This window comes from Novosphingobium meiothermophilum, from assembly GCF_003171715.1.
Taxonomy (GTDB): Bacteria; Pseudomonadota; Alphaproteobacteria; order Sphingomonadales; family Sphingomonadaceae; genus Novosphingobium; species Novosphingobium meiothermophilum.
Genome location: NZ_QGHL01000003.1, coordinates 1 through 659 on the forward strand (window position 1 = coordinate 1; position 659 = coordinate 659).

General features: G+C 70.0%; 1 protein-coding gene. It reads right to left on the minus strand.

The window, feature by feature from the left end:
* Window positions 1–659 (minus strand): hydantoinase/oxoprolinase family protein (locus DKM43_RS00370; protein ID WP_330857592.1); only part of this gene is annotated, 659 nt, incomplete at both ends.

The following is a 659-nucleotide window of genomic DNA, read 5'->3' on the forward strand; positions in this document are numbered from 1 at the left end:
AGCGCGCAGAGCACGCCGGGACTGACCGGCGAGATCGCGGGCCATGATCCCATGAGGCGCGCCACTGCATTGACGTGGAGCGGCCCCGCCCCGCCGAAGCCCATGAGCGCGAAGTCGCGCGGGTCATAGCCCTGCTGGACCGAGATCATGCGCAGCGCGCCGAACATGTTCTCGTTGACGATGTCGATGATGCCGCGCGCGGCTTCCATCAGGCCGATGCCCAGCGCATCGGCAATGGTCTGCACCGCCTTCCTGGCGCCTTCGCGGTCAAGCCGGAAGGTGCCGCCCAAAAGGTTTTCGGGCAGGTAGCCCAGCACCACGTTGGCGTCGGTCACGGTCGGCAGGGTGCCGCCCTTCTGGTAGGCGACGGGGCCGGGCACCGCGCCTGCCGATTGCGGGCCGACGCGCAAGGCGCCGGTGAGTTCGGGCACATAGGCGATCGAGCCGCCGCCCGCGCCCACGGTCTTCACGTCGAGCGCGGAGGCACGAACCGAGAGGTGACCCACTTCGGTGGTGCGCTGGCGGCGCGCCTCAAGGTTCTCGATCAGGGCAACGTCGGTGCTGGTGCCGCCGACATCGAGGGTGAGGATGTTGCGGATGCCCGCGTTGCGCCCCACCCAGATCGCGCCCGTCACCCCGCCCGCCGGGCCAGACATGAG